This window comes from Streptomyces sp. NPDC045021, assembly GCF_056432645.1.
On sequence record NZ_JBWKIQ010000006.1, the window covers coordinates 327,747 to 353,966 of the forward strand.

22 protein-coding genes are annotated in these 26,220 nt (G+C 70.6%); 10 read left to right on the forward strand and 12 right to left on the reverse strand.

Annotated features, from left to right (window positions below; translation table 11 throughout):
• Position 1: 1 nt before the first annotated feature.
• On the reverse strand, positions 2 to 412 hold the full coding sequence (locus AC07DC_RS20720) for a hypothetical protein (protein ID WP_478915843.1): 411 nt from the start codon (positions 410 to 412) through the stop codon (positions 2 to 4).
• Between the two features lie 163 nt (positions 413 to 575).
• Positions 576 to 3,290 (reverse strand): MMPL family transporter, encoded by a 2,715-nt coding sequence (locus tag AC07DC_RS20725; RefSeq protein WP_478915844.1) that lies wholly within the window; start codon positions 3,288 to 3,290, stop codon positions 576 to 578.
• Between the two features lie 170 nt (positions 3,291 to 3,460).
• Here AC07DC_RS20725 and AC07DC_RS20730 point away from each other — a divergent pair, with 170 nt between their 5' ends.
• Together AC07DC_RS20730 and AC07DC_RS20735 are read left to right on the forward strand one after the other, a co-directional pair.
• A complete protein-coding gene (locus tag AC07DC_RS20730; RefSeq protein ID WP_478915845.1) occupies positions 3,461 to 4,162 on the forward strand; it encodes a response regulator transcription factor in 702 nt (233 codons plus the stop codon).
• Complete coding sequence (locus AC07DC_RS20735; protein ID WP_478915846.1) at positions 4,159 to 5,781, forward strand: sensor histidine kinase; 1,623 nt, start codon at positions 4,159 to 4,161, stop codon at positions 5,779 to 5,781. The genes AC07DC_RS20730 and AC07DC_RS20735 overlap by 4 nt, the downstream gene beginning before the upstream one ends.
• Positions 5,782 to 5,841: 60 nt before the next feature.
• On the opposite strand, the gene AC07DC_RS20740 is transcribed toward AC07DC_RS20735, so the two are convergent.
• Positions 5,842 to 7,086 (reverse strand): MFS transporter, encoded by a 1,245-nt coding sequence (locus AC07DC_RS20740; protein ID WP_478915847.1) that lies wholly within the window; start codon positions 7,084 to 7,086, stop codon positions 5,842 to 5,844.
• Between the two features lie 87 nt (positions 7,087 to 7,173).
• Here AC07DC_RS20740 and AC07DC_RS20745 point away from each other — a divergent pair, with 87 nt between their 5' ends.
• Together AC07DC_RS20745 and AC07DC_RS20750 are read left to right on the forward strand one after the other, a co-directional pair.
• The gene (locus AC07DC_RS20745; protein ID WP_478915848.1) at positions 7,174 to 7,692 is read left to right on the forward strand and encodes a MarR family winged helix-turn-helix transcriptional regulator; all 519 of its coding nucleotides are present in this window, start codon (positions 7,174 to 7,176) and stop codon (positions 7,690 to 7,692) included.
• 29 nt (positions 7,693 to 7,721) lie between these two features.
• Entirely contained in the window at positions 7,722 to 8,561 is an 840-nt protein-coding gene (locus tag AC07DC_RS20750) for a carboxymuconolactone decarboxylase family protein (RefSeq protein ID WP_478915849.1), read from the forward strand.
• Positions 8,562 to 8,695: 134 nt separating this feature from the next.
• Here AC07DC_RS20750 and AC07DC_RS20755 read toward each other — a convergent pair whose 3' ends face one another.
• Positions 8,696 to 10,840, reverse strand: a complete 2,145-nt coding sequence (locus tag AC07DC_RS20755) for a M4 family metallopeptidase (protein WP_478915850.1) — start codon at positions 10,838 to 10,840, stop codon at positions 8,696 to 8,698.
• A 235-nt stretch (positions 10,841 to 11,075) separates the two neighbouring features.
• Between AC07DC_RS20755 and AC07DC_RS20760 the strand changes: the two genes are divergently transcribed.
• The gene (locus tag AC07DC_RS20760) at positions 11,076 to 12,008 is read left to right on the forward strand and encodes a hypothetical protein (protein ID WP_478915851.1); all 933 of its coding nucleotides are present in this window, start codon (positions 11,076 to 11,078) and stop codon (positions 12,006 to 12,008) included.
• A gap of 46 nt (positions 12,009 to 12,054) precedes the next feature.
• On the opposite strand, the gene AC07DC_RS20765 is transcribed toward AC07DC_RS20760, so the two are convergent.
• The 5 genes from AC07DC_RS20765 to AC07DC_RS20785 all read right to left on the reverse strand — a co-directional run bounded on the left by AC07DC_RS20765 (position 12,055) and on the right by AC07DC_RS20785 (position 16,259).
• Positions 12,055 to 12,840, reverse strand: a complete 786-nt coding sequence (locus tag AC07DC_RS20765; protein WP_478915852.1) for a succinate dehydrogenase iron-sulfur subunit — start codon at positions 12,838 to 12,840, stop codon at positions 12,055 to 12,057.
• Positions 12,840 to 14,594: a succinate dehydrogenase flavoprotein subunit gene (gene sdhA / locus AC07DC_RS20770; protein ID WP_478915853.1), complete on the reverse strand. Its 1,755-nt coding sequence runs from the start codon at positions 14,592 to 14,594 to the stop codon at positions 12,840 to 12,842. Before sdhA ends, AC07DC_RS20765 begins: the two co-directional genes overlap by 1 nt.
• A 27-nt stretch (positions 14,595 to 14,621) precedes the next feature.
• Positions 14,622 to 15,089 carry a succinate dehydrogenase hydrophobic membrane anchor subunit gene (locus AC07DC_RS20775; RefSeq protein WP_478915854.1) on the reverse strand — a complete coding sequence of 156 codons (468 nt, stop codon included), beginning with the start codon at positions 15,087 to 15,089 and terminating at the stop codon, positions 14,622 to 14,624.
• A 2-nt stretch (positions 15,090 to 15,091) separates the two neighbouring features.
• Positions 15,092 to 15,472 carry a succinate dehydrogenase, cytochrome b556 subunit gene (sdhC, locus tag AC07DC_RS20780; protein WP_478915855.1) on the reverse strand — a complete coding sequence of 127 codons (381 nt, stop codon included), beginning with the start codon at positions 15,470 to 15,472 and terminating at the stop codon, positions 15,092 to 15,094.
• Between the two features lie 256 nt (positions 15,473 to 15,728).
• The gene (locus tag AC07DC_RS20785; RefSeq protein WP_478915987.1) at positions 15,729 to 16,259 is read right to left on the reverse strand and encodes a 2-oxo-4-hydroxy-4-carboxy-5-ureidoimidazoline decarboxylase; all 531 of its coding nucleotides are present in this window, start codon (positions 16,257 to 16,259) and stop codon (positions 15,729 to 15,731) included.
• Between the two features lie 152 nt (positions 16,260 to 16,411).
• Between AC07DC_RS20785 and AC07DC_RS20790 the strand changes: the two genes are divergently transcribed.
• Positions 16,412 to 17,938, forward strand: a complete 1,527-nt coding sequence (locus AC07DC_RS20790; protein ID WP_478915856.1) for a beta-N-acetylhexosaminidase — start codon at positions 16,412 to 16,414, stop codon at positions 17,936 to 17,938.
• 20 nt (positions 17,939 to 17,958) lie between these two features.
• Here the strand turns inward: AC07DC_RS20790 and AC07DC_RS20795 are convergent, their stop codons facing one another.
• Positions 17,959 to 18,744, reverse strand: a complete 786-nt coding sequence (locus AC07DC_RS20795; RefSeq protein WP_478915857.1) for a DUF4253 domain-containing protein — start codon at positions 18,742 to 18,744, stop codon at positions 17,959 to 17,961.
• Positions 18,745 to 18,883: 139 nt separating this feature from the next.
• On the opposite strand from AC07DC_RS20795, the gene AC07DC_RS20800 reads away from it, so the two are divergent.
• The 3 genes from AC07DC_RS20800 to AC07DC_RS20810 all read left to right on the forward strand — a co-directional run bounded on the left by AC07DC_RS20800 (position 18,884) and on the right by AC07DC_RS20810 (position 23,261).
• Positions 18,884 to 19,486 (forward strand): RNA polymerase sigma factor, encoded by a 603-nt coding sequence (locus tag AC07DC_RS20800; protein ID WP_478915858.1) that lies wholly within the window; start codon positions 18,884 to 18,886, stop codon positions 19,484 to 19,486.
• Between the two features lie 9 nt (positions 19,487 to 19,495).
• Positions 19,496 to 20,530 carry a hypothetical protein gene (locus tag AC07DC_RS20805; protein ID WP_478915859.1) on the forward strand — a complete coding sequence of 345 codons (1,035 nt, stop codon included), beginning with the start codon at positions 19,496 to 19,498 and terminating at the stop codon, positions 20,528 to 20,530.
• A 382-nt stretch (positions 20,531 to 20,912) separates the two neighbouring features.
• Entirely contained in the window at positions 20,913 to 23,261 is a 2,349-nt protein-coding gene (locus AC07DC_RS20810) for a HEAT repeat domain-containing protein (protein WP_478915860.1), read from the forward strand.
• A gap of 32 nt (positions 23,262 to 23,293) precedes the next feature.
• On the opposite strand, the gene AC07DC_RS20815 is transcribed toward AC07DC_RS20810, so the two are convergent.
• Positions 23,294 to 24,169: a L,D-transpeptidase family protein gene (locus AC07DC_RS20815; RefSeq protein WP_478915861.1), complete on the reverse strand. Its 876-nt coding sequence runs from the start codon at positions 24,167 to 24,169 to the stop codon at positions 23,294 to 23,296.
• A 230-nt stretch (positions 24,170 to 24,399) separates the two neighbouring features.
• On the opposite strand from AC07DC_RS20815, the gene AC07DC_RS20820 reads away from it, so the two are divergent.
• Positions 24,400 to 25,998, forward strand: coding sequence for an acyl-CoA mutase large subunit family protein (locus tag AC07DC_RS20820; protein WP_478915862.1), 1,599 nt, complete (start codon positions 24,400 to 24,402; stop codon positions 25,996 to 25,998).
• Between the two features lie 12 nt (positions 25,999 to 26,010).
• Here AC07DC_RS20820 and AC07DC_RS20825 read toward each other — a convergent pair whose 3' ends face one another.
• Entirely contained in the window at positions 26,011 to 26,142 is a 132-nt protein-coding gene (locus AC07DC_RS20825) for an SCO1431 family membrane protein (RefSeq protein ID WP_478915863.1), read from the reverse strand.
• Between the last annotated feature and the right edge of the window lie 78 nt (positions 26,143 to 26,220).

Genomic DNA, 26,220 nt, shown 5'->3' on the forward strand with positions numbered 1-26,220 from the left:
TTCAGAGCGCCGGGGTGGCGGGGGTGGCCCAGCCCTGCGGCGGCACCGGCGGGATCTGCTCCTTCTCCATGATGCCCCGGCGGCGCATCTTGTTGAGGATGTAGACGTTGCCGAGGTGCAGGACACCGAGGACGAGCAGGACGACCCCGAGCTTGACCGACAGGGCCTCGAAGAGGCCGCGGGCGTTCTCGACCGTGTCGGCGCCCTTGAGGTACAGGGCGACGAAGCCGAAGTTGACGAGGTAGAAGCCGACCACCAGGAGGTGGTTGACGGCGTCGGCGAGCTTCTCGTTGCCGTGCAGCACGTCGGCGAGGAAGATCCGCCCGTTGGTGCTGAGGGTGCGCGCGACCCAGATGGTCAGCCCGATGCTGATGAGCAGGTAGACGACGTACGCGACGACCGTGAGGTCCATGGTCCATCCCTTTGCAAGAGACTTGAACGTGTTCAAAACTTCTGACAGGCATGACTGTAGCCCTATTTTTGAACGCGTTCAACCGCAAGTCTCGGCAGAAAAGAAAAACGCCGGGCGGGCCTGATTTCTCAGGCCCGCCCGGCGTTCCGGGGAGAGGAGCCGGTCAGTCGCGCGAGTGGCTCAGCTCCAGGTCGAGGTCGTCGCCACCGTCGCCGTCCTCACCACTGCCCACCGTGACCGTGGCCGGGAAGGGCGGGTAGCCCATCGTCAGCAGGGTGTAGCGGCCCGGGTAGAGGTTGGCGAAGGCGTAGCCGCCGTCCTTGCCCGTGTGGACGACGCCGACCTCCTTGCCGTCCGCGTCCTGGAGCACGACCCGCGCGTCGTCGACGGGTTGGCCCTTCGCGGTGCGCACCGTGCCGGTGAGGGTTCCGGTGCCGCTGAGCCGCAGATCGCACTCGACCGGACGGTCGGACGTCATGACGCTCGCCGTCTGCGGGTGGTGCCCCTCGGCGTTGGCGACCAGCACGTACGAGCCGCTGCCGGGCGTCGGCAGGCTGTACGTACCGTCGTCGTCCGCCGTGATCCGGCCGACCTGGCGGCCGTCGGCGGCGATCAGGGTCAGCTCCGAGCGCGGGATCGGCAGTCCGAACGACCCGCGGACGGTGCCGCGTACGGACGGGCCGCCGGCCTTCTGCAGCGGGACGACGACACCGCCCACCGGGGCGTCGTCGTCCGGCGCGCCCTCGACCGCCAGGTGCGGCAGCCGCTTGTCGAGCCACCCCGGCAGCCACCAGTTGGCGTTGCCGAACATGTGCATCAGCGAGGGGACGAGCACCGTCCGCAGGATGAACGCGTCGAGCGCGACCGCCCCGGCGAGCCCGACGCCGAACATCGCGATGACGCGTTCCCCGTTGAGGACGAAGGCGACGAAGACGCAGATCATGATGACGGCCGCCGAGTTGATCACCCGGCTGGTCTCGGCCAGGCCGACCCGTACCGCCCGTGCGTTGTCCTTGGTGTGCACCCACTCCTCGTGCATCCGGCTGACCAGGAAGACCTGGTAGTCCATGGAGAGACCGAAGAGCAGCGACAACATGATCACCGGCAGGAACGCCTCGATCGGCCCCTCGCGGCTGGCGAGCAGCAGATCGCCGCCCCAGCCCCACTGATAGGCCGCGACCAGTACCCCGAAGGACGCGGCGGCCGCCGCGAGGTTCATCACCGCGGCCGTCAGCGGAACGACGAGGCTGCGGAAGGCGATCAGCAGCAGGACGAAGCCCAGCGCGATGATCACCGCGACGAAGACCGGCAGTTTGCCCATCAGGACCGAGGCGAAGTCCTTGTACATGGCCGTCTGGCCGCCGACGTACGCGTGCATCGTGCTGCCCTTCTCGGCAGCCGGTACGACGTCGTCGCGCAGATGGTCGATCAGGTCCGACGTCGACTTGTCCTGCGGCGAACTGTTCGGCACCGCCTGGATGACGGCGATGTCGGCGCCCGGCTTCATCGGCATCGCGGCGGCGAAGGTGATGCCCTTGGTCGCGTTGAGCTTGCCGACCAGGGTCTGCACCGCGGCCTTGTCGGTGTCCGACTTCACTTCGGCGAGGATCGTCAGCGGACCGTTGAAGCCCGCGCCGAACCCGTCGGCGAGGAGGTCGTACGCCTTGCGGGTCGTCGTCGTGTCCTTGTTGTTGCCCTGGTCGGAGGAGCCGAGGCGCAGGGAGAGCACCGGCACGGCCAGGGTGACCATCATCGCGATGGCGATCACGGAGAGCACCCTCGGGTGCCGCTCCACGAACGACGACCAGCGGGCGGCTGCACCGGTGGCCAACTTCGCCTCCGGGCCGTTCGCGGCCAGTTTGCGCCGCTGGCGGCGGGAGAGCACGCGGTTGCCGAGGACACCGAGCATCGCGGGCAGCAGGGTGATGGCCGCGGCGACGCTCAGGATGACGGTCAGCGAGGCGGCGATGGCGACGCCGTTGAGGAAGCTCAGTCCCATCGCGAACATGCCGAGCAGCGCGATGCAGACCGTTCCGCCGGCGAAGAGCACGGCGCGCCCCGAGGTGTTGACCGCCGTCACGGCGGCCTCCTCCGGGGTCAGCCCGCGCAGGATGCCCTTACGGTGCCGGGTGACGATGAACAGCGCGTAGTCGATCCCCACGCCCAGCCCGACGAGCATGGCCAGGACCGGTGCGAAGTCGGCGACGGCCATGCCGTGGCTGAGCAGGATGATCGCGGACGAGGCGGTGAAGATGGCGAACAGCGCGGTGATGATCGGCATCAGCATGCCCAACACCGAACCGAGCGCGAGGAAGAGGACGACGGCCGCGGCCGCGACACCGACCAGTTCGCTCAGACCCTGCGGGGGCTGCTCGGCCATCTGGATGGCCTGGCCGCCGGCCTCGACCTCCAGACCGTTGCCCGCCGCGTCGTGCGCGATGCTGATCAGCTTCTTCGTCTGCTCCTTGTCCAGTTCGTTGCCGAGCTTGGTGAAGGTGATGGCCGCGTAGGCGGTCCTGCCGTCCTTGCTGATCTTCGCCGCGCCCTCGGGGGCATACGGGCTCGCGACGGTGCCGACGTCGGCCACGTCGCTCTTGATCTTCTGGAGGGTGGCGGTCATCCTCTGCTGGACCGCGGTGTCCCGCACGGAGCCCTGGTCCACGTGCCAGACGATGTTGTCGGTCTCGCCGGCCTGGTCGGGGAAGGCCTTGTCCATCAGCTTCAGGACCTGCGCGGACTCGGTGCCCGGCAGCTCGAAGACGTTGGCGTAGGCGCTCCCGGCGGCGCCGCCCGCGCCGCCGAAACCGGCCATCACGAGCACCCACAACCCGATCACCAGCCATTTGCGCCTGAAGCACCAACGTGCCAATGAGGCCACGGTCCCAGCTCCTTCACTCGCTGCCGACGTGTACCGCCGAACACAGATCTCTGCAGTCGGTTCAGCCTCCGTGCCGGGACTGGGCAGTTACAAGGTGAATCGGGATCTCTCAGGGAACTCCCAAGTTGTCTCCAGTGGGTCTGTGGGGCATCACTGCTGATAATCGAGTCATGGAGAAACCCGAGAGCCCGGCCACCGTGTTGATTGTCGAGGATGAGCCGGGCATCGCGGACATTCTCCGAATTACCCTGAAATACCATGGATTTACGGTGCACACCGCGGCCACCGGCCGGCAGGCCGTCATCACCGCCCGCGAGCACCGGCCCGACCTGGTGCTGCTCGATGTGATGCTGCCGGACGGCAACGGCTGGGAGGTCTGCCGCACGCTGCGCGCCGAACGCGACGACCTCGCGGTGATCTTTGTGACCGCCCGGGACGCGCCGCGCGATGTCGTCGGCGGCCTCGCCCTCGGCGGCGACGACTACATCACCAAGCCGTTCGGCGTGGACGAGGTCGTCGCCCGGGTGCACGCGGTGCTGCGCAGGACCCGGCGCGAACCGGAGCCCGTCGACCCGGTGCTGCGCCACGGCGACCTGGAGATGGACGAGACGACGTACACCGTCCGCCGCGCCGGCGAGCCGGTCGATCTGACCCCCACCGAGTACAACCTGCTGCGGCACCTGCTGCGCAACGCCGGGCGGATCGTCACCAAGGAGCAACTGCTGCAGCACGTCTGGCAGTACGACACCGTCGTCGAGTCGACCGTCGTCGAGACGTACATCAGCTACCTGCGGCGCAAGCTCGACCGGCTCGGCCCGCCGCTGATCGAGACCCGGCGCGGCATCGGCTACGGACTGCGGGCGCCGGCATGAAGCTCGGATTCGGCATGTTCGGGTTCGGAATGTCCGGGTCCGGGCGGAGTCCGGCAGCGCGGCGCGAGGCCGGACGGCACGAGACCGGGCCAGGAAGGCAGCTCGGCTTCGGAAGCCGCCCGGACGGCAAGCGCTGCTTCTGGCCGCGCCCCCGCTCGCTGCGCGGGCGCTTCACGATCGCCAACGTCACCTTCCTGGCCATCGGCCTGGTGATGGCGGGCGCCGCCAGCCTCATCGGCATGTACACCATGCTGATAGGCGAGATAGACGACTCGCTGAAGACCTCCCAGAAGGCGTTGTCCTCCACGCCGTTCACCAGCGGCGGCCTGCAACAGCTGTGCACCATGGCCGGCATGCTGCAGTCCAACGACGGCAACAAGGTCGTCGCCCAGGCCTTCGACCAGGACCTCTTCCTGGTGCTCGACGCCCAGGGCCGGATCTCCACGGTGTGCGAGGGCAACGTGGCCAACTTCGGCGAGGAGCGCCGCAGTCTCGCGGCGGCCCTGCCGGACCCGAAGGCCCTCGCGGCCTCCGGTGACGCCGCGACCGTGCACAGCGACGGCAGCTACTACCGGGTGGTGGTCTCCCGTCTCGGCGACGGCACCATGGTCGTCAAGGGGATGCGGCTCAACGGGGTGCGGCGCGCGGTCGGCCATCTCCTCATCGTCGAGGTCATCGACAGCGTCGTGCTGCTGGGGCTGCTCGCCATGGGATCGCTGACCGCCGCCCGCCGGCGGCTGCAACCGCTGGAGGACATGGTCGAGACGGCGTCCGCCATCTCCGAGGGCGACCTCTCCCGGCGGATCGCCATCGCCTCGCACGGCAGCACCGAGGTCGAGCAGCTCAGCGCCGCCCTCAACGCCATGCTCCAGCAGATCGAGACGGCGCTCACCAGCAGCGAGCGCGCCACCGCCCAGCTCCGCCAGTTCCTCGCCGACGCCTCCCACGAACTGCGCACGCCGCTGGCCTCCGTACGCGGCTATCTGCAGCTCTACGAGAAGGGCATGCTCGACCCCGACGAGAAGGACCGCGCCCTGCACCGGGTCTCCGCCGAGGCGCTGCGGATGAGCCGCCTCGTCGACGAACTCCTCGCTCTCGCCCGGCTGGAGGACCGGCCCGCGCTCACGCCGCGGCCCGTCGACCTCTCGCAGCTGGTCAGGGACGGTATCGCGGACCTCGCCATGCAGCAGCCGCAGCGGCCGATCGCCCTCGTCCTGCCGGGCTGTGTGGAAGTGCTCGGGGACGAGGCGCAATTGCGGCAGATCCTCGGCAATCTGCTCAGCAACGTCCGCGTCCACACCCCTGCGGACTCTCCGGTCACCGTGGAGGTGGTCCGCCGGGACGAGGACGTCCTGCTGCGGATCACCGACTCGGGACCCGGCCTCTCCCCGCAGGACGCCGCCCGCGCCTTCGACCGTTTCTTCCGCGCCGACCCCGACCGCGCCCGGGACACCGGCGGCGCCGGCCTCGGCATGTCGATCGTGCAGGCCGCCGTGGACGCCCACCACGGCTCCGTCCGCCTCGACACGGCCCCGGGCACCGGTCTCACGGTCCGCGTCACCCTTCCGTCGGCCCGTGCGGCCGAACTCGTTGTGGAGGACGACGCGGGCGCGCGGTAGCCCGTCGTCCCGCCGTCCCGTCGTCCCGTCGTCCCGCCGGGTTCAGGCCGTTCCGCTCGCTCAGGCCTGTCCGGCGGTCGAGGGCACCGGCTGAGCGGTGGCGGTGGCGGCCGCCGCCCGGCCGACTCGGCGGACCCCCGGCACCAGCGCCGTCCCCAGGCAGGCGGCCGCGACCAGGCAGGCAGAGACCGCCAGCGGGGTCGCCGTCCCCCAGGCGTCGGCGGCGAGCGGCGCGGCCGCGTAGCCGACCGGCATCGCGGCCAGCGAGAGCAGCCAGTCGTAGGACGTGACGCGGGCCAGCACACCGGCCGGGACGGCCTCCTGGACGGTGGTCTCCCAGACCGGGTTGAGGAAGCCGAGCGCGCCGAGGGCGATGCCGTACGAGGCGATGAGCAGCGGGGCCGGAGCGGCAACGGCGAGCATGGCCAGCGGCAACGCGTACGTCGCGAGGCCGAGGTTGGCCACCAGGACGGGGCGGGTGAGGTTGGCGCGGCCTGCCAGCAGGGAGCCGAGGACCAGGCCCACGGTGCCGGCCTGGAGCATGTAGATCCAGACGTCGTCCCCGCCGAGGCGCTCGCGGGCGACGATCGGTCCGAGGGTGGCGAGGACGGCGGCGGTGCCGTTCCAGGTGGCGTGCGCGATCAGGCTCGTCCAGTACCAGTCCCGGGACCGCACCTCGGACCAGCCCTCGACGAGGTCGGCGCGCATCGAGCGGCGGGGGATCGGCGTGCGGCGGACGCGGATCGCGGCCAGCAGCGCCGCACTGGCCGCGAAGGTCGCCGCGTCCAGGACGAAGGCCCAGCCGGGTCCCGCGGTGAAGACCAGCAGCCCGGCGACGCCGGGCCCGCCGAGGAAGGCGGCGTTGCGCGCCGCGGCCATCAGCGAGTTGGCCCTCTGGCGGCCCGGTCCTTCGGTGGTGCCCGCGACGAGGGGCGAGGCGGTCGGCATGGCGAACGCCGAGGCGATGCCGCCGACCACCTCGGCGGCGGCTATGTGGAGGAGCTGCGGGTCGCTGCCGATGAGTTCGAGGCCGACGAAGAGCTGGGCGGCGCAGCGAACGAGGTCAGTGGTGAGGGCGACCTTGCGGACGTCGAAACGGTCGCCGAGTACGCCGCCGAGGGGGAGCAGGAGCAGCTTCGGGACCATCGAGCAGCCGAGGACGACGGCGAGCGCGGTGGCCGAGCCGTCGGTGGCCCGGGTGATGGCGATGGCCAGCGCGGCGGGGACGACGGCGTCGCCGAGGGCGGACAGGGTGCGGCCGATGAAGAGCAGCCGGAAGGCGTGCAGCCGGAGGGGGTGCGTCACGTGTGTCACCCCGAGAAGATATTTCGTTGCCGAACCTTTCGTCAACGAATAATTCGGCGCCGATGGAACTGGCGTAGAGTTGGCGGTATGAGCCCTGACAGCGGTGGCGACCGGGACCGGACCGACGAGCACGTCGAGCGCTGGCTGCCCGTCCTCCCCGACCTCGACCCCGACATCGAGGGCGCGGTCACCCGGATGAAGATGATCGCCCACCATCTGCGCCGGTTCCGGGACCAGTCGCTCGCCGACTACGACCTCCAGCGGCACGAGTTCGAGACCTTGCACGCGCTCGCGGGCCGCGGCGGCAAGGCCAGCCCGTCCGAGCTCGCCAACGACCTGGACATGGCGCCCGCCTCCATCACCGGTCGGCTCGACACGCTCGCCCACCGCGGTTTCGTCCGCCGCACCGCCTCCGCCACCGACCGCCGGCGCGTCGACATCGAACTGACCGAGGAGGGCCGGGCCACCTGGCTCGGTTCGATGGACGTACTCGGCAACGAGGAGTACCGGCTGCTCGGCGCGCTCAGCGCCGACGAGCGCCGCATGCTCTCCGATCTGCTGCGCCGGATCCTGTTGGCGGCGGAGGATGTTCAGGGCTTGCGTTAGAGCCCACTCGAACCCGTACGTTCGGTGCCATGGCCACCACAGATCAGAACACCGCTGCCGACGTCCCCTCAGAGCGCTTCGCCCGCGGCCTCGCCGTGCTGCAGCAGATCGCCGGCACCGAGCGTCCCGCCGTGCTCGACAGCCTCGCCGACATCGCCCCCGACCTGGGCCGATTCACCGTCGAGTTCGGCTACGGCGACATCATCTCCCGCCCCGGGCTGACCCTCCCGCAGCGCCAGCTGGCCACCGTCTCCGCGCTCGCCGCGATGGGCAACGCGGCCCCGCAGCTGCGCTTCCACATCGACGGCGCGCTCAACGTCGGCGTCAGCCGGCGGGAGATCGTGGAGACCTTCATCCACGTCAGCGTCTACGCGGGCTTCCCGGCGGCCCTCAACGCGCTCACCATCGCCCGCGAGGCCTTCGCCGCCCGCAAGGAGTCCGGCGAAGCGGACGCGGGAACCGGCCCCGTCGCACCGGCCACCCCGAGCGAACCGGGTGACACCCGCTACGAGCGCGGCCTCGAAGCGCTGGCCCGTATCGACGGCCACGCGGGCGAGGCCGTCGTGGCCTCGCTCCAGGACATCGCCCCGGACCTGGCCCGCTACCTGATCGAGTACAGCTTCGGCGACGTCTACTCCCGTTCGGGGCTCGACCTCAAGTCCCGCGAGCTCGCCAGCGTCGCCATGTGCACCGCCCTGGGCACCGCCGCTCCGCAGCTCCGCGTCCACCTCCACGGGTTCCTCAACGTCGGCGGCACCGAGGACGAGGCCGTCGAGATCATCATGCAGATGGCCGGCTACGCGGGCTTCCCCGCCGCCCTCAACGGCATCACCGCCGCCCGCGCGGTCTTCGCCGAGCGGGCGGAGTGAAGCGCCGCTGACGTAACCCCCGGCCGCCCGTCCCCCCACCACGCAACCGACCGCAGGATGCGGAAACGGCGGCGGCCCGGGCGGAAGGCCTTTGCCGTTCCGTCCGGGCCGCCACCCCGTGGGGGGCAGTTGGGTCAGCCGTTGGTGACCGCGGTGTCGTCCACCAGGAAGCTGGTGGCCGCGGAGGAGTCCTCGGCGCCCAGGAACTTGATGGTGACCGTCTTGCCCTTGAAGGCGGACAGGTCGAGGGTGCGCTGGACGTAGCCGCTCGGGGTGACGTTGGAGTACGTCGCCAGGGTGGTCGTCGTGGTGCCGGAGACGACCTGGGCCTTGAGGGTGTCGTAGACCGTGGAGCCGGTCTCCTTGGTGTTGATGGCGAGCCAGAAGCTGAGCTTCGGGGCCGCGGCGGTGGCCGGGATGGTCACCGACTGGGACAGCGTGTCGGTGTGGGTGGTGCCGTAGCCGTTGAGCCAGGCGTAGTACGAACCGGCGTGGGCGGTGGCGCCGGTCTCATTGGTGATGACACCGCTGGTCTGGGCCCAGGTGGTGGCACCCGACTCGAAGCCGGGGTTGGCCAGCAGGTTGGTGCCGTCCGGCGGCGGGGTGGTGCCGGTGCCGCCGCAGGTCGTGGAGGTCGCGGCGACAGCGGCTGCGGTCCAGGCCTTCTCGACCGCGGCGCACTGGGCGCTGCTGCCGCCGAACAGGTCCTTGGCGGCCTTGATGCTCGCGGTGCGGGCGCCCGGGTAGTCCGTGGCGGCCGTCATGTACGTGGAGAGGGCGCGGTACCAGATCTTGCCGGTGTCGGCGTTGCCGATGCCGGTGACGGCCGGAGCGCCGTTGCACGTCGGGCTGTTGCCGTAGGAGGAGGAGCCGGAGCCGACCGCCAGCAGGTAGAACCAGTGGTTGCCGACGCCCGACGAGTAGTGCGGGTCGAGGTTCTTGGTGTTGGTGGTCCAGCAGGACTGCGAGACGCCGTCCTTCTTCGGGTCGTCCATGTACCGCAGCGGCGTGGAGCTGATCTTCTCGCCGATGAGGTAGTCGGGCGTGTCCGCCGGGTTGTTGGCGTTGAACTCGACCAGGGTGCCGAAGATGTCGCTGGTGGCCTCGTTGAGGCCGCCCGCGTCGCCGAAGTAGTTCAGGCCGGCGGTCGCGGCGGTGACGCCGTGGCTCATCTCGTGGCCGGCCACGTCCAGCTCGGTGAACGGCTTCTGGCCGGTCGCGCCGTCGCCGTAGATCATCGAGAAGCTGTCGTCGTCCCAGCCCGCGTTGGCGTAGTTGACGCCGTAGTGGACGAAGGAGCGGGCGCCGACACCGTCGTTCTTGATGCCGTTGCGGCCGTGGACGTTCTTGTAGTAGTCCCACGTGGCCTGGATGCCGTAGTGGGCGTCGACGGCGACGGTGGCGCGGTTGGTGAGGGTGCCGTCGCCCCAGACGTTGTCGGAGTCGGTGAACGCGGCGCCCCAGCCGGCCGGCGGCGAGTCGTTGGTGGTCGTCTTGTTCTGGGCGTCCCGCGTCTCCCCGTTACCGCGGGTCGGGTCCAGCAACTGGTAGCCGCCGCTGACGCTGGTGGTGCCCAGCGTGACGTCGCCGACCTGGTAGCCGTGACCGGTACCGGAGGCCGCGGCGCCCGCGACGGAGGTGACCGGGGCGGTCGCCTGGGTCTGGCCCGCGGCGACCGTGCTGATGAAGCTGTTCCACGACTGGCCGGCAGCGCCGGTCTGCGCGTTCACCAGGACGTGCAGGTGGCTCGGCGACTGGTCGGGGGCGGTGCCGTTGGTGACCACCTGCCAGACCAGCGTCGGTGTGGCCGTGGTGGCGTCGACGACCAGCGTGGCCGTGCTGCCGTGCTTGACGCCCTTGAACTTCTTGGCCGCCGTGGCGATGGCCTGCTTGGCGGTGATCTTCGGCGTGACCGACAGGTTCAGCGGCGCCGCCAGCGTCAGCGAGGCGTCGCGCGCGGTTCCGTCCGGAGCCGAGTGGACGACGACGTCGCCGCCCAGGACCGGCAGGCCCTGGTAGGTACGGTCGAGGTGTACGTGGCGGGAGCCGTCGGCGTCGACGGTCACGTCGCGTGACGTGAACGCGTCGTGTGCGCCGGCCCGCACCAGCTGCGGGTGGGCGGCCACGGCGGAGTTCGCGTCGCGCAGTGCCTGAGCTTCGCTCGCCTTCGGCGGGATGGGCCGGGGGTTCTTCGCGGCGCTGGCGGGGGTGCCCGCCCCGGCTATCAGGAGCCCGCTGACCGCGAGGGTGAGGGTGCTGGCGAGTACAGATCGTTTCATGGCCAGGGAGCATGGCGGTGGCCCGTGAGCCAGGGCAACGGAGTGCCAACTCTGTTTAATTGCAGGAGTTGCAACAACTCGTTAAACCGTCGCCCACAAGCTGTGAGACGTCTGTGAACGCTAAATCTTTGGGTAAGACTGTTCACAGCGTGATGCACGTCACCGGCCGTTTCCCGGCTGGTCGCTAGCATGTGGCCTCCCCACACCCGGCACGCAGGACGGACGACCCTCCCCTGTGACCTACAGACCGCTGCCACCAGAAATCGCCGATGCGCTGCGCAACGGCCCCTTCGAAGCCGCCCTCGACGCCGCCGTCCGGGCCAGCGGACTCAGCATGGAACGTATCCGGCACCGGCTCGACACCCGGGGCGTCCAGGTGAGCGTCACCACGCTCAGTTACTGGCGCCGTGGCCGCAGCCGGCCCGAACGTCCCCAGTCCCGGCAGGCCGTACGCCTGCTGGAAGAGCTGCTCGCCCTTCCCTCCGACTCCCTGGTCTCCCTGCTCGGCCCGCAGCGCCCGCGCGGCCGCTGGGTCAACCGCCCGCCCGCCAACCTCGACGCCGCCCGGCTCTGGCAGGAGTACGACAGCCTGCCGGGACTGCTCGGCGAGATGGGCTCCACCGACGACGGGCTCGCCCGGCTGGCGGTGCACGACCGGTACGAGATCGACGCGAACGGCTGCGAGAAGACCTGGACGACGACCCTGGTCCTTCGGGCCGAACGCGAGCGGGTGGACCGCTGCATGATCATCACGCGCGGAGACGACCCGAAGCGCGAGCTGCCGGTACTCACCGGGGTGCGCAACGCCCGCCCCGGCCGGGTCCGTATCGACAGCTCCGTACCGCTGGTCGTCGCCGAGTTGCTGTTGGACCGGGTGCTCGCCAAGGGCGAGACCGAGGTCGTCGAGTACACCTACCGCATGCCGAGCGCGGGCGCCCGCACCACCGAGTGCGGTCGGGGCTTCCCGGTGCCCATCCGGCTCTACACGCTGGAAGTGCAGTTCCACCCGGACGCCGTGCCGTTCCGCAGCCACCGCTGCGTCGGCACCACCGCGGGCGGCCCGCTGCCCGCGGTCGAACCGGTCTGGATCAGCGCCTCGGGCCGGGCCCTGTTCTCCGTCGAGGACCCGCAACCCGGCTTCCAGGCGCTGCGTTGGGAGTGGGAATAGCTGAGGGCCCCACCGCATCGCGGAGGGGCCCTCACCTGCGGGAAGACTAGAAGCGGCGCGTGATGAGGGCGCGCTTGACTTCCTGGATGGCCTTCGTGACCTCGATGCCGCGGGGGCATGCGTCGGTGCAGTTGAAGGTGGTGCGGCAGCGCCAGACGCCGTCCTTGTCGTTCAGGATCTCCAGCCGCTGCTCACCGCCCTCGTCGCGCGAGTCGAAGATGAAACGGTGCGCGTTGACGATGGCGGCCGGGCCGAAGTACTGGCCGTCGTTCCAGAAGACCGGGCAGGACGACGTGCACGCGGCGCACAGGATGCACTTGGTGGTGTCGTCGAAGCGCTCACGGTCCTCGGCGGACTGCAGGCGCTCGCGCGTCGGCTCGTTGCCCTTGGTGATCAGGAAGGGCATGACGTCGCGGTAGGCCTGGAAGAACGGGTCCATGTCGACGATCAGGTCCTTCAGGACCGTCAGCCCCTTGATGGGCTCGACCGTGATCGGCTTCTCCGGGTTGAGGTCCTTGATCAGGGTCTTGCACGCCAGCCGGTTGCGGCCGTTGATGCGCATGGCGTCCGAACCGCAGATGCCGTGGGCGCAGGAACGCCGGAAGGTCAGCGTGCCGTCGAGCTCCCACTTGATCTTGTGGAGGGCGTCCAGGACGCGCTCCTTGGGATCGATCGGGAACTGGTAGTCGATCCACTCGACCGCGTCGGAGACCTCCGGGTTGAACCGGCGGACCCGCATCGTGATCGTGATCAGGTGACCCGCGGCGGCCTCTGCGGCGTCCAGGGCCTCTGAGTTGTGTCCGGCGGACTTGTCGAGCGTCGGGGTGCTCATCAGTACTTACGCTCCATCGGCTGGTAGCGGGTCACCACGACCGGCTTGTAGTCGAGGCGGATCGACTCGTTGCCGGCGGAGTCCGTCTCGCGGTACGCCATGGTGTGCCGCTGGAAGTTGACGTCGTCGCGGTTGGGGTAGTCCTCGCGGTAGTGACCGCCGCGGGACTCCTTGCGCGCCAGCGCGGACACGGCCATGACCTCGGCCAGGTCGAGCAGGTTGCCCAGCTCGATGGCTTCCAGCAGGTCGGTGTTGAAGCGCTTGCCCTTGTCCTGCACGGACACGTTCTTGTAGCGCTCGCGCAGGGCGCCGATCGTCTCGACGGCCGTCTTGATCGTCTGCTCGGTGCGGAACACCATCACGTTGGTGTCCATGCACTCCTGCAGCTCCTTGCGGATGTCCGCGACCCGCTCGGTGCCGGTGTTGTTGCGCAGGCCCTCGACCTGGGCGATGACCCGGGAGGCCGGGTCCTCCGGCAGCTCGATGTGGTCCGTGGTCGCCGAGTACTCGGCGGCCGCGATGCCGGACCTGCGCCCGAAGACGTTGATGTCGAGCAGCGAGTTGGTGCCCAGGCGGTTGGCGCCGTGCACCGAGACGCAGGCGACCTCGCCCGCGGCGTACAGGCCCGGGACGACGGTGGTGTTGTCGCTCAGCACCTCGCCCTGGACGTTGGTGGGGATGCCGCCCATGGCGTAGTGCGCGGTCGGCTGGATCGGGATCGGGTCCGTGTAGGGCTCGATCCCGAGGTACGTCCGCGCGAACTCGGTGATGTCGGGCAGCTTGGCGTCCAGCTGCTCCGGCGGGAGGTGCGTGAGGTCGAGGTAGACGTGGTCGCCCTCGGGACCGCAGCCACGGCCCTCACGGATCTCGGTGTAGATGGAGCGCGAGACGACGTCGCGGGAGGCGAGGTCCTTCATGACGGGCGCGTACTTCTCCATGAAGCGCTCACCGTCCTTGTTGCGGAGGATGCCGCCCTCGCCGCGGGCACCCTCGGTGAGGAGGATGCCCATGCGCCAGATGCCCGTCGGGTGGAACTGGAAGAACTCCATGTCCTCCAGCGGCAGCCCGCGCCGGTACGCGACGGCCTGGCCGTCACCGGTCAGGGTGTGCGCGTTGGAGGTCACCTTGAAGAACTTGCCGGTGCCGCCGGAGGCGAAGATGACGGCCTTCGCCTGGAAGATGTGGATCTCGCCGGTGGCCAGCTCGTAGGCGACGACGCCGGCGGTCCGCTGGACCCCGTCGACCTCGGCGAGGAGCAGGTCCAGGACGTAGAACTCGTTGAAGAACTCCACACCCTCCTTGACGCAGTTCTGGTACAGCGTCTGGAGGATCATGTGGCCGGTGCGGTCCGACGCGTAGCAGGCGCGGCGCACGGCGGCCTCGCCGTGGCTGCGGGTGTGCCCGCCGAACCGGCGCTGGTCGATCTTGCCCTCGGGCGTCCGGTTGAAGGGCAGGCCCATCTTCTCGAGGTCGAGGACCGCGTCGATGGCCTCCTTCGCCAGGATCTCGGCGGCGTCCTGGTCGACCAGGTAGTCGCCACCCTTGACCGTGTCGAAGGTGTGCCACTCCCAGTTGTCCTCCTCGACGTTCGCGAGGGCGGCGGCCATGCCGCCCTGGGCGGCGCCGGTGTGGGAGCGGGTCGGGTAGAGCTTCGTCAGGACGGCGGTGCGGCTGCGCTTCGTCGACTCGATGGCCGCGCGCATGCCGGCGCCGCCGGCGCCGACGATGACGGTGTCGTACTTGTGGATCTGCATGGGGTTGTTTCCCTGTCCGTCCCTGGCCTAGCGGATGTTCGGGTCGAAGGTGAAGATCACCAGCGTGCCGAGCACGATCGTGAACGCCGTTGCGGTGAACAGCAGCGTCTTCAGCCAGAACCGGGTGTTCGCCTGCTCGGCGTAGTCGTTGATGACGGTGCGCAGACCGTTGCCGCCGTGCAGCATGGCCAGCCACAGCATGACCAGGTCCCAGCCCTGCCAGAACGGCGAGGCCCAGCGGCCGGCCACGAAGGCGAAGCCGACCTTGGTCACGCCGCCGTCGAGGACCAGCTGGATCAGCAGGTGGCCCAGCACCAGGACGACGAGCACGACACCGGACAGGCGCATGAACAGCCAGCCGTACAGCTCGAAGTTGGTGCGGGTGGCGCGCGGGGTGCGCTTGGTACGGGCGCGCGGGGCCTCGATGAACGGCGCCGGGTTCTCCGGGCTGAACGAGGCACTGGAGGAGCTGAGCTCCACGGAGTCAGTAGTCATTCTCAGCTCCCGAACACAATGCGTGCGGCGTGCCCGAGAACCGGGTAGATGGCCATGACCATCAGCAGGATCCAGACGCCGAGGACGGACCACAGCATCTGCTTCTGGTACTTCGGGCCCTTGGACCAGAAGTCGACGGCGATGATGCGGAGCCCGTTGAGAGCGTGGAAGAGGATGGCCGCGACGAGGCCGTACTCCAGCAGGCTGACAGGCCAGGTCTTATAGGTCGCGACGACCTTGTCGTAGTCCTCGGGGGAGACCCGCACGAGTGCGGTGTCGAGGACATGGACGAACAGGAAGAAGAAAATGAGGACACCGGTGACTCGATGAGCCACCCATGACCACATGCCTTCCCGGCCGCGGTACAGCGTTCCAGCCGGCACGGAAAACCCTCCGGGAGCGGTTTGGGGCCAGCCGGCTTCGGTGTCGGACGGGCCCGGCCGGGTACGGTCCACCGGCCCTGGCCATCGTAGCGACGCGTTGTCGGCTACGTACGCCCGGGTAGGCCAGGTGTGATTGATCCCGCACGACTGGGTGAACGTCTGGGGGAACCTACGAATGAACGGGCGACCGGATGCGCGGGCCAAAGGCCGGTGGGCGTACGGGCGCAGACGCCTGTGGAGGTGCCGTTCCGCGGCGCTAGCGGTGCACTTCCGCCACGGTCTGGTCTGCCGACCGTTCCGAGACCAGCCGGGCGAGCCGCGCCCGGGTGATCCTCCGCAGCTCGTCCGCTGTGACGACGCGCTCCTCGTCCTCGTCGTTCGCCAACCGGGCGCGGATTCCGGTCAGCACCTGGTTGAGGAGGCTGGCCGGGTCGTCGCCCTTGAGGGCGATGACGAAGACATTGCCGAACTTGTTCTCGTACGCGGCCTGCGCGGCGCTCAGCGCGGTGTGCGTGGCGAGACCGCCGCGGTGCGGCAGCGGGGTGGCCGCCTCGCAGGCCAGCGCCTCGGAGAGGTCGCCGGGGGTGAGGTCGTACGCCGCCTCGTCGGCCGCCGCGAGTAGGGCGTCAAGATCCGGGTAAGGGCGGTGCAGGGCCATCCGGCGGGCCCAGCGGTGGCTTCCGCAGCAGTCGCGCAGAGCGGCTTCCGCAGTGCCGAAGGGGGCCTCGTTGAGCCGGGAGAGCCCGGCGGTCGGGGCGGGCCCCTGGGCCGGAGTGTCGGGGAACAGCGCTGAACTCCTGTCGGAAAAGCGAGGAAGCGGTACACGTTAGTGGGGCATGTTCGACTCCGTCCGACGGATGAGTGGATTTCACCCGTACGGGATCGAAATATGTCACGAAGTGGACGGCGGTACGGGGATGATCTGCCATAACGTCCGGTATGGGGAAATTCTGGACAGGGTTGGTGCTGTCGCTCGCCGCACTCGCACCGGCCGTCGGCACACCCAACGACGCACCGGCCCCGCGGACACTGCCGGTCATCCCCGAGGTGAGGGAATTCCGGCCGGCCGGGGCCGGAGTGTTCCACATCGGCCCGGGGACCAGGGTGCGCGCCGGCCGCGGCGGCGCCGTCGAGGACGAGGCGCGGCTGCTCGCCGGACAGCTCCAGGTCCCCTTCGGGTTCGACGACGACAAGGCCGACGGGGACGGTCCGGCCGGACCGGGAGACATCACCCTGCGGCTCGACGGTTCCCGTGCCGCGACCGCGAAGTACGCCGTCGCCGCGGACGAGTCGTACGTCCTCACCGCCCGGAACAGCCAGGTCACCATCGCTGCGCCCACCGACGCGGGGGTGTTCTACGGCACCCGCACCCTCCTGCAGACGCTGCGCGCCGACGGCGGCCTGCCCGAAGGCGTCGTCAAGGACGCCCCGGACCGGCCGCAACGCGGCCTGACCCTCGACATCGCGCGCAAGAACTTCACCCGCGACTGGATCGAGGACCGGGTCCGGGAGCTGGGCGACCTCAAACTCAACCAGTTGCATCTGCACTTCAGTGACGACCAGGGCTTCCGCATCGAGAGCACCCGCCACCCGGAGATCGTGTCGCGGGAACACCTCAGCAAGGCCGACGTCACCGCGATCATCAACCTCGCCGCGCAGCGCCACATCACCGTCATCCCGGAGATCGACAGCCCCGGGCACCTCGGCGCCGTCATCAGGGCCCACCCGGACCTCCAACTGCGCAACGCCTCGGGCAGGGCGCTGCCCGGCGCGATCGACATCTCGAACCCCGCCGCCGCCCGCATGGTCGACGATCTGACCCGCGAGTTCGCGCCCCTCTTCCCCGGCCCCTACTGGCACCTGGGTGGCGACGAGTACCAGGCGCTGGTCGTCAGCGACCCGGAGAGCTCGTACCCGCAGCTCGTCCCGCCCGGCGGGACCGTCGCGGAGGCGGCGACCCGCTGGCTCAACGACCGCGAGGCGGTGGCGCGCAAGTTCGGCAAGCGGACCAAGGCGTGGAACGACGGATTCATCTCCACGCCGCGCGCCGTGCCCGACGCCGACCGCGAGGTCGAGTACTGGACGGGCAGGGAGCTGGGCGCCCGCGAGCCGGAGGAGTACCTGAACGCCGGCCGCAAGGTCGTCAACCTCAACGACGAGTACCTCTATTACGTACTCGGCGAGCCGAACGACTTCAGCTATCCGACCGGCGAGCGCATCTACCGCGAGTGGACCCCCGCCGTACTGCGCGGCACCCGCCCGGTCGCCGCCGCCCTGGCGACTCCTGGCCGGGTGCTCGGCGGCCGGTTCGCCGTCTGGTGCGACCTCGCGGACGCGCAGTCGCAGGACGAGGTGGCGCGGGGCATCCGACTCCCGCTGAACGCGGTGTCGCAGAAGCTCTGGGACCCCAGGTCACCGTCGCGTTCCTGGGCGGCCTTCACTGCGCTGGCGGACAAGGTGGGCTGAGGGGGTGGGGAGTGGTGGGGTCAGTCCCACCAGAAGGACCACAGCCGTTCACCGCGCAGCGCCTCGGCGTAGTCGGGGAAGGGGAAGGTGCCGTCATTGAGGTTGGAGGCGCCGGTGAGGACGTGTTCGAGGGCGACACGGGCGGCGTGTTCGGACGTCAGCGGCGGGGAGGCGACGGAGAGGAAGACGGAGGAGCCCTCGAAGCCGATGACGCGGGCGCCGAATCGCGCCTCCCAGGTGCGCAGCAGCGCGGAGAACTCCAGGGCGGCCGCGTTCGCCTCCCACCCGAGGAGGGCCGGGACATCGGCACTGCGGCGGGTCGGGACCAGAGCGATGTGCGCGATGAAGCGGGTGGTGAAGTAGTGCAGCATCTGACCCACCGTCTGGCGGGCGACGGCGTCCGGCGGGGGGCCCGGGTGCGCGGGGGAGGCGCAGGCGAGGCCGGGCCAGCGGGTGAACGGCGGGCCGGGGTCGTCGAGCAGCAGGGCGCCGTCCTCGGGCCAGATCTCGTCGATCGCCGGATGCGGCGGCCGCAACGAGCGCAAGTCCTGGTACGAGCGCCAGGAATCAGTCATCGTGGCTTCTACGTTCACTCCGTCGATGTCCTCGGTGCGGTGGCCGCGGCCTGTCGCGCAGGGCCAGGCCATGAGGACCGGGCACCAGCCCGTCTCGTCCTGTTGCTCCTGATAGCGGGCCCAGAGCCGGCCGGGAGCGACGACGGGTTCGTAGGAGAGCCACAACCCGGGGGAGTCACCGGGCAGGAACCGGCCGGGCGGGAGGCCGTCGGGGAGACGGGCCAGGGGCATCGGTGGGCTCCATCGGTGGGGGGCACGAGCTGAGACGGCCGGGGGCCGCCTCCCCCCACAGGAGCGTCCCCGGCCGCCGTCTATTACAGCGCCGCGGGCGCCGGAAGTGTCACCGCGGCAATGGGGCAGGATGGTGTGGGTGTTCGAGGGGGTGGAGCGGGCGGTGGATCTGGGGACCGCGGTCAGTGCCGCGCAGGAGGGCGACGACGCTGCGTTCCGGGTGCTGTACCGAGCGGTACAGCCACAACTGCTGCAGTACGTACGGACCCTGGTCGGACCGGCGGACGCCGAGGACGTGGCGTCGGAGGCATGGCTGCAGATCGCCCGTGACCTGTCGGGGTTCCGCGGCGACGGCGACGCGGTGCGCGGTTGGGCGGCCCGGATAGCCCGGAACCGGGCGCTGGACCACCTGCGGGCCCGCAGCCGGCGGCCGGTCACCGGAGCCGGCGTCGACGCGCTGCTGCACATGCCGGCGCACACGGACACCGCGGGCGAGGCGCTGGACGCGGTGGCCACCGACCGCGCGCTCGCGGCCATCGCGCAGCTGCCGCGCGAGCAGGCCGAGGCGGTACTGCTGAGGGTCGTCATGGGGCTGGACTCCAGCAGCGCGGCACAGGTGCTGGGCAAGCGCCCGGGCTCGGTGCGGATGGCCACCCACCGGGGGCTGCGGCGGCTCGCCGAGCTGCTGGACGACGAAAGCCGCGCCGCGGGTGTGACGTTTTCGGCGGCGAAGACGCTTTGAGGATATGAGATGACGGAAAACCGGCGATGCGACGGACATCGTGACGACGACTGGCTCGACGAGGAGGCCGCGGAGCGGCTCCTGCGCGGCGAGTCCGTCATGTCCGGCGGCGCCGTGGCGGCCCGGCTGGCCCGACTGCTGGCGGCTGCCGCCGTGCCGGCTGCCGTCGACCGGGCGCGCGAGGAGGCGGCGGCCGCCGCTTTTCGGACGAGCTTCGACAAGAGTCCGAAGGCGGGGCCCCGGGACGGCTTTCAGGGGGATTTCGGAGCGGGTCCTCGGGACGGTTCCGGGAACGGTTCGGCGGACAAATCGGTAGACGGTTCGACGGCCGGTTCGGCGGACACCGATTTCCTTTCGGTGGTCCGGCTGGGCCGGCCGGGCGCGCTGCCGGGCACGGCACCGACCATCAGGACCGGACGGCTCGGCAGGGTGGCGGGAGCGCCGAAGTCGCTGAAGGTGTCGGTCGGCGCGCTGGTGGCCACCATGGCCCTGTGCGCCGCCGCGCTCGCGACGAGTCCCGGCTTGCTGCCGGTGCCGTTCGAGGGCGACAACGTCGGGAACGCACCCGTGCACAGCGGAGCCCCGGACTCCGTCCCGCCGGACAGCTCCGGTTCCGCGGGACCGAACGGCCGTTCCTCGCCGCTCACCGGCGGGACGACCGACGCGCCACCCGGAAAGGGCGCGTCGACCGAGCCCGGGCGCGGTACGACTCCGCCGACCGGCCGGCCGTCCTCGCCCGCGAACCCTCCGGCGACACCACAGCTCTCCCGCCCGCCCTCGCCCCAGGCGGATCACGGGGACCGGGACCGGCAGAACGTGGAGTTGTGCCGCGCCTACATCAAGGCGGGCGGACGTCTGGACGACGCGTCGTCCGACCGGCTCACGGCGGCGGCGGGCAGCAAACGGGACGTGCCGAGGTACTGCGCGCGGGTGCTGGCCGCCGCGTACGTGGCCGGATTTGGCGGTTCCGGAAACGGTGACGGTGGCAAGTCCGGTGGTACGGGCGGCGGCCACAAGAGCAAGGACGAGAGTCGGCGCGACTAGGTCGTGTCGTCGGAGTCCCGCCCGGGCGGGCTCCAGGCGTCGGCAACCGTATTCCAACGTCGCCGGGTCGTCTGACCTGCGGGCTCGGAGGGCGCTGGTGACACTTTCCGGCTGGTTGACGCTTTAAGTAGTGGGTCGACTGGTCATCGGCCCCGCGGACCCCGGTGCTCCCCGTGCCGAGTGGGTCCGCGCCCAGGGCGCGGCCGGGTGCATTCCCCCTATCCGGCCGCGCCCGCCTGGCGTTCCGGCGCTCCGGCCGAAAGTGGCTGGTGGCTGTCTGCGGCGGCCCGGCGGGTCCTGCCGGACGGCCGATAACTCCCGGCCGAATGTCGGTGCCGTGGTGCAGACTCGGTTGGGAGAGCAAAACCGGGGGAGGTACGCCATGTTGGCAGGACTGTACGAGATCGACTGGGCGGCTATGGGGCATGCCTACGGATCGGCGGAGGAGGTCCCCGAGCTCTTGCGGGGGCTGGCCTCGGGGGACGCGGGGGAGCGGGAGGCCGCCCTTGACGCGATGTACGGGGCCGTTCATCACCAGGGCGATGTGTACGACTCGACGCTCGCCTGCATTCCCTTTCTCTTCGAGCTGGTGGCGGATCCGGCGGTGCGGGACCGGGGCCGGATCGTCGTGTTGCTGACCAGCATCGGAGGTGGCGACGAGGTCGCGGAGGAGTACCTGGACGAGATCGTGATCGAGGCCGGCGGACCGGCCGTGGAGGGCGCGTGGAGCGCGCTGGGGGATGAGCACGGAAACGCTCCCGGTACCGGGTCGGGCGCAGCCGCGGGTGCGGCGGACGACCTCGATGCCGAGGACATCCTCGGCCTGCTGGACGCCGAGGGGGAGTCCCCAGGCCGGAGGCTGCGGGACGAGGACGCGGAGGCGGCCGCCTGGCGGGCCAACTACGCGATGGCCGTCACCGCCGTGCGGGCCCAGGCGGAGGTCTTCACCGAGCTGGTCGCGGATCCGGATCCCGATGTACGGCGCGCGGTCCCGGTGGCGCTCGGCGCGCTGCACGGGGAGACCGCGCGGATACTCGACGTCCTGCGGAACCGGCTGCCGGTGGAGCGGGACACCGAGACCCGGCTGGCCCTCGTCGAGGCCGTCGGCACCCTCGCGCTGCGGCCGGGCGGTCCCGCCGCCGAGGCCGCCGACTGGCTCGTCCGGCTCGCCGGAAGCCGCACCGACAGCTCGTTCAACGGCTCGTCCAACGGTTCGTCCGACGGCCCGTCACCTTCCGCGGACCCGGGGCTGCGGCTGGCCGCGCTCGCCCAACTCGCCCGCTGCGCGCCCGAGCGGCTGCCGGCGGACATCGTGCCCACCGCCGTCGGCCTGCTCCGCGCGGTGCGCGGCGAGGAGTCCGGCGGCAGGTCCCCGCAGGAGGCGTCCGCCGAGCGGCCGGTGCCCGCCACCTTCGTCGGCCATCTGCGGGAGCTGCGCGAGCGGGCCGAGGCCGGCCGCTCCGCGCCCTGGGCCGCCGACCTGCTCCGTACGCTGCACACCGCGCTCGACGACCGGGTCGACGACCGCATCGCGCTCGTCATCGACCAGTTGCGCAGCCCGGACTGGGGCCAGCGCATCGACGCCGTGTGGATGAGCGGCGGCCTGGTGCGCGGCTGGCGCGGGCCGTACGAGGAGCTGGTCCGCCTGCTCGGGCAGCAGCTCGACGACCCCGAGGACCGGTTGCGCGACGGCGCCGCCTCGGTGCTGGAGAACCTGTACGAGCTGGCCGCACCGGCCGCCGACGCTCTCGCCGAGGCGGTCGCGGCGGATCCCGGGAGCTGGGTCCAGGAGTGGTCGCAGGGGCGGCCGAGCCTCGGCGGCATGGTCAAGACCCTCGCCCGGCTCGGTGACCCGCGCGCCCTGCCCGCGTTGGCCTCGGCCCTGGACCGACCGGACATACCGCAGGACCTGGGCTATGCCATCGAGCACCTGGGCGAGGCGGCGCTCCCGCTCGCGCCCCTGCTGCGCCGCCGGCTGGCCGAGGTGACGTTGAACGACGAGGAGGCGTACGACCAGGCGGAGCCGCTGCTCAGGGGGGTGGCCGCGATTGCGTCCACCGAGGCGTTCCCCGAGGTGCTGCGGATCCTGCGCGGGGCGCCGAAGGCCCGCCGGGACTGGCTGCTCTGCTCGGCGATCCGCGCGCTCGCCCGGTTCGGCCCGGCGGCCCGCGACGCGCTGCCCGATCTGCGCGCGCTGGTCGCCGATCCCGGCTCCTGCATAGCGCTGGAGGCCGCGTCCGCGCTCTGGGCGATCGAGCGGAACAGCGCCGTCCTGCCGGTGCTGCTCGCGCACCTCGACAGCGACAGCCCGCACACCCGGCGCTCCGCCGCCGAGGCGCTCGGCGAGTTGGGCCCCGCGGCGGCCGCTGCGGCGCCGCGGCTGCGGGAGCTGCTCGCGGACCCCGCGGTGTGGATGCGGGTGGACGCCGCGGTCGCGCTGTGGCGGGTCGCCGGCGACGCCCGACCGGTGCTGCCCGTCCTGCGGTCCGCCTGGGCGGAGAACGTGCACACCCGCACGGTCATCGCCGGCTGTCTCGCGGAGCTGGGTCCCGCCGCGGCCGGGGCCGTCCCGTTGCTGCGCGCCGAACTGGCGGCCGTCCGCCGGCACAACAACGAGGGCGACCACTACGGCACGCTCGACGTGTGCGCCGACGAGAAGCTGCTCCTGACATGCCGACGGGCCCTGTCCCGGATATCCGGAACAGAGCCCGTGGTGGACGGCGGCCGTTAGGTCGTGTGCTGGACCTCAGAGCCGGTCCGGGGTCACCAGTAGACGACGACCTTGTCGCCGGCCTTGACCTGGTCGAAGAGGGAGGCGATGGCGGCCTTGTCGCGCACGTTCACGCAGCCGTGGGAAGCACCGGCGTAACCGCGGGCCGCGAAGTCGGACGAGTAGTGCACGGCCTGGCCGCCACTGAAGAACATCGCGTACGGCATGGACGAGTGGTAAATCGTCGAGACGTGGTCACGGCTCTTGAAGTCCACCTTGAACTGGCCCTCGCGGGTCGGGGTGTACTGCGAGCCGAAGCGCACGTCCATCGTGGTCTGCACCTTGCCGTCGATCACCCAGGACAGCGACCGGGTGGTCTTGCTGATGCACAGCACGCGGCCGGTCATGCAGCGCGGGTCCAGCTTGGCGCTGGCCGGCTGCGTGGTGGGCGGGTACATCGCCGCGTGCGTCGGCTCCTTGGTGACGCTGCGCAGCTTGCTCCAGGTCTGCGCGGAGACGCTGCCGGTCATCGGCAGGCCGTAACGCTCCTGGAAGTCGTTCACGGCGTTCGCGGTGACCGAGCCGTAGGTGCCGGTGGGCGTGCGGCTGAACAGGTTGAGCTGGCCCAGCCGGGCCTGCAGCTCGCGGACCTGCGCGCCGGTGGAGCCCTGCTTCATGACAGCGGGCACGACCGGGGGCTTGGACGTGGTGGCTGAGTCGCTGGGGGTCGCGGAGGGCGATGCCGAAGTCGAGTTCGACGCCGAGGGAGAGTCACTCGGGCTCGCGGTGTCGTTGGGACTCGCGGTGGTCGACGCGGCGGACGTCGGCTTGGCGCCCGAGGCGGGCTTGTCCTGCGGGCCGCAACCCACGAGGGCTGCTGCCGCCAGAGCGGCCACCACGATCGCTATCGGAGTTCTCTTCGTACGCAAGACAGTCACCCTTTGCCCCCAAGAATCTGCAGTTACCCGGCTAGACACTCAACCCGCCCGTGCAGTTGCACGGATCCGGAGCAAGACTGTTTCGTGACATCGGAGAGACAAGACTGTGAGGAAGGTCCCAGCGCGGTGGTCTCCACGGCGCGCACGCCCACAACTACAGTCCGTGCCGGAGACAGGATATTACCCACCAGTAACGCGACAGCGATGCGGAGGCGTGAACCATGGCGCGCGAGACGGACACCGCCCGGTCCACCGAGAGTGGACTGCCCATCGAGCCGGTCTACGGACCCGTGGCGCTCGACAGCTGGGATCCCGCGGAGCAGCTCGGTGAGCCGGGCTCGTACCCGTTCACCCGTGGCGTCTATCCGTCGATGTACACCGGCCGCCCCTGGACCATGCGGCAGTACGCCGGGTTCGGCACTGCCGTCGAGTCCAACGCCCGCTACCAGCAGCTGATCGCCAACGGCACGATGGGCCTGTCCGTCGCCTTCGACCTGCCGACGCAGATGGGCCACGACTCGGACGCGAGGATCTCCAGCGGCGAGGTGGGCAAGGTCGGCGTCGCCATTGACTCCGTCGACGACATGAAGGTGCTCTTCGACAACATCCCGCTGGACAAGGTGTCCACGTCGATGACGATCAACGCACCCGCCGCGCTGCTGCTGCTGATGTACCAGCTCGTCGGCGAGGAGCAGGGCGTCCCGGCCGACAGGCTCACCGGCACCATCCAGAACGATGTGCTCAAGGAGTACATCGCCCGCGGCACGTACATCTTCCCGCCGAAGCCGTCGCTGCGGCTGATCGCCGACATCTTCAAGTACTGCCGCACCGAGATCCCGAAGTGGAACACGATCTCGATCTCCGGCTACCACATGGCCGAGGCCGGTGCCTCGCCCGCGCAGGAGATCGCCTTCACGCTCGCCGACGGCATCGAGTACGTCCGCACCGCCGTCGCGGCGGGGATGGACGTGGACGACTTCGCGCCCCGCCTGTCGTTCTTCTTCGTCTCGCGCACCACCATCCTCGAAGAGGTCGCGAAGTTCCGCGCCGCCCGCCGGATCTGGGCGCGGGTGATGCGGGACGAGTTCGGCGCGAAGAACCCCAAGTCGCAGATGCTGCGCTTCCACACCCAGACGGCCGGCGTGCAGCTCACCGCCCAGCAGCCCGAGGTCAACCTCGTCCGGGTGGCGATCCAGGGCCTGGCCGCGGTCCTCGGCGGCACCCAGTCCCTGCACACCAACTCCTTCGACGAGGCCATCGCGCTGCCCACCGACAAGTCGGCCCGGCTGGCGCTGCGCACCCAGCAGGTGCTCGCCTACGAGACGGACGTGACCGCGACCGTCGACCCGTTCGCGGGCTCCTACGTGGTCGAGACGATGACCGACGAGGTCGAGGCCCTCGCGCTGGACCTGATGCGGAAGGTCGAGGAGCTGGGCGGCGCCGTCAACGCGATCGAGCACGGCTTCCAGAAGGGCGAGATCGAGCGCAGCGCGTACCGCATCGCCCTGGAGCAGGACGCGGGCGAGCGAGTCGTGGTGGGTATGAACCGCTTCCAGCTCGACGAGGAGGACCCGTACGACCCGCTGCGCGTCGACCCGGCCATCGAGGCCCAGCAGGCGGCGCGGCTGGCGGCGCTGCGGTCCACCCGGGACCAGGGCGCCGTCGACACCGCGCTCGCCGAGCTGCAGAAGGCGGCCCAGGGCACGGACAACGTCCTGTACCCGATGAAGGACGCGCTGCGCGCGCGGGCCACGGTCGGGGAGGTCTGCAACGCGCTGCGCGAGGTGTGGGGGACGTACGTCCCGACCGACGCGTTCTGAGCGGGTCGGCGGTTACAGCAGGTGGAGCTGCGTGATCAGCATCGCCAGAACGATGCAGAGCGTCCATCCGGCGATGTGCTCGACGATCTTCCTGCTCTCCTGGGGCCCGCCGGTGCCGGTGCGCGCCGCTGCGATCTCCGCCATTGCCAGTCCTGTCGTCCGCCGATGAAAGCCCCCGCAGCTGCCCAGGATGCGGGGGCCTTTCGCCTGCTGTACAGAGGC

Excerpts from the sequence above, each read along its gene's own strand:
- AC07DC_RS20720 (WP_478915843.1), bottom strand. The coding sequence starts at position 412 with ATGGACCTCACGGTCGTCGCGTACGTCGTCTACCTGCTCATCAGCATC.
- AC07DC_RS20730 (WP_478915845.1), top strand. The coding sequence starts at position 3,461 with ATGGAGAAACCCGAGAGCCCGGCCACCGTGTTGATTGTCGAGGATGAG.
- AC07DC_RS20735 (WP_478915846.1), top strand. The coding sequence starts at position 4,159 with ATGAAGCTCGGATTCGGCATGTTCGGGTTCGGAATGTCCGGGTCCGGG.
- AC07DC_RS20745 (WP_478915848.1), top strand. The coding sequence starts at position 7,174 with ATGAGCCCTGACAGCGGTGGCGACCGGGACCGGACCGACGAGCACGTC.
- AC07DC_RS20750 (WP_478915849.1), top strand. The coding sequence starts at position 7,722 with ATGGCCACCACAGATCAGAACACCGCTGCCGACGTCCCCTCAGAGCGC.
- AC07DC_RS20755 (WP_478915850.1), bottom strand. The coding sequence starts at position 10,840 with ATGAAACGATCTGTACTCGCCAGCACCCTCACCCTCGCGGTCAGCGGG.
- AC07DC_RS20765 (WP_478915852.1), bottom strand. The coding sequence starts at position 12,840 with ATGAGCACCCCGACGCTCGACAAGTCCGCCGGACACAACTCAGAGGCC.
- sdhA (WP_478915853.1), bottom strand. The coding sequence starts at position 14,594 with ATGCAGATCCACAAGTACGACACCGTCATCGTCGGCGCCGGCGGCGCC.
- AC07DC_RS20775 (WP_478915854.1), bottom strand. The coding sequence starts at position 15,089 with ATGACTACTGACTCCGTGGAGCTCAGCTCCTCCAGTGCCTCGTTCAGC.
- AC07DC_RS20790 (WP_478915856.1), top strand. The coding sequence starts at position 16,412 with ATGGGGAAATTCTGGACAGGGTTGGTGCTGTCGCTCGCCGCACTCGCA.
- AC07DC_RS20795 (WP_478915857.1), bottom strand. The coding sequence starts at position 18,744 with ATGCCCCTGGCCCGTCTCCCCGACGGCCTCCCGCCCGGCCGGTTCCTG.
- AC07DC_RS20805 (WP_478915859.1), top strand. The coding sequence starts at position 19,496 with ATGACGGAAAACCGGCGATGCGACGGACATCGTGACGACGACTGGCTC.
- AC07DC_RS20810 (WP_478915860.1), top strand. The coding sequence starts at position 20,913 with ATGTTGGCAGGACTGTACGAGATCGACTGGGCGGCTATGGGGCATGCC.
- AC07DC_RS20820 (WP_478915862.1), top strand. The coding sequence starts at position 24,400 with ATGGCGCGCGAGACGGACACCGCCCGGTCCACCGAGAGTGGACTGCCC.
- AC07DC_RS20825 (WP_478915863.1), bottom strand. The coding sequence starts at position 26,142 with ATGGCGGAGATCGCAGCGGCGCGCACCGGCACCGGCGGGCCCCAGGAG.